Source organism: Aneurinibacillus danicus, from assembly GCF_007991215.1.
Taxonomy (GTDB): domain Bacteria; phylum Bacillota; class Bacilli; order Aneurinibacillales; family Aneurinibacillaceae; genus Aneurinibacillus; species Aneurinibacillus danicus.
Window position 1 is genome coordinate 1 of the sequence record NZ_BJXX01000212.1, and the last position, 1,202, is coordinate 1,202.

Sequence of the window (1,202 nt, forward strand, 5' to 3'; positions counted from 1 at the left end):
GGGTAGGCACCGTCTCACCGACATTCATCTCCCACTTTCACGAGTGTCATCACACCTTCACGTTTAGAAGTGGAAGACTTCTTTCGGAAAAATGTTAAATAAGGTTTTCTGACACCTTAAGGAAATAACCGTATCTAAGCGGTTGTTTCCTTTTCTTTAACTTCTTTTTCTTGCGCTGCTTTTTCGATTACAGCGTTATATACACCCTTTCTATGCTGAGTACGTGACGCCTTTTCTGCCATTACTACTCCTATTAACACGAATATCCCTCCCAGAATAATTTTCCCCGTCAATTTCTCATGTAAAAAAACAACAGAAGCTAAAATACTGACTAAGGGAAGTATGTTAAGATAAATCCCACTCCTGGCTCCTGAAACCTTTTCTAATGCTGTATTCCAACACCAGTACGCTAGAATGGAAGAACCCAGTACTAAAAAGCAAAGACTCCACCAACTTTTCACAGTAACTTCTACTGACCATCCGTACAAAAACATTTCAACAAGTGCAAAAGGACAGACTACTAATGCTCCCAGTATGAGTGTTAACGCAGTAAACATCTCACTAGACAATGCCGCTTCAGCCTGAGGCCGCTTCAGCTGTATCGTATAAAAAGCAAACAACCACGCGCTTGCCAGGATAAGCATATCTCCCACAAAAGAGGAACCATTCACATCGGATGCTTCTGAAGTTATTGCTATATTGGTTATTGGCAATGAAATAAATAGAACCCCGAGTGTCCCTATCGCAAGTGCAATCCACTGTATATACATAATCTTTTCCTTCAAGTAAAACGCCGAAAGTAGCAGGATAAATAAAGGAATAGAAGCATCAATGATACTTACGTGCGTCCCACTTGTAAGAGCAATTCCGAAAGTGTACAGCATGGAATATCCTGCAACCCCTGTAAAAGAAAGAATAGATAATCGCTTCCACGGAATGGGCACATTCTTTTTCTGCCTTTTCTTCAAAGCGTACGGCAAAAAAAGAAGGCCGGCAAATAACAATCGAAGAAACATAAGAAAAAAAGGGGGAAATGATTCTAATGCCCATTTTGCAGGGGCAATAGCAACTCCCCAAAGAATAATAGCAATCCAAAGCAGGGCTGTAGTTTTATCCATACGATTCCTCTTTTCGCCTTTACATATATTTCATGATATAAAACCACCATGGCACCTCAGCCACAACCCCGACATGAAAATCAT

The 1,202-nt window shown here is 40.7% G+C and carries 1 protein-coding gene; it reads right to left on the reverse strand.

Annotated features, from left to right (window positions below):
• Positions 1-134: 134 nt before the first annotated feature.
• Positions 135-1,118 (reverse strand): DMT family transporter, encoded by a 984-nt coding sequence (locus tag ADA01nite_RS20560; protein ID WP_146812307.1) that lies wholly within the window; start codon positions 1,116-1,118, stop codon positions 135-137.
• Between the last annotated feature and the right edge of the window lie 84 nt (positions 1,119-1,202).

Coding starts and splice junctions, on each gene's coding strand:
- ADA01nite_RS20560 (WP_146812307.1), bottom strand. CDS start 1,118: ATGGATAAAACTACAGCCCTGCTTTGGATTGCTATTATTCTTTGGGGA.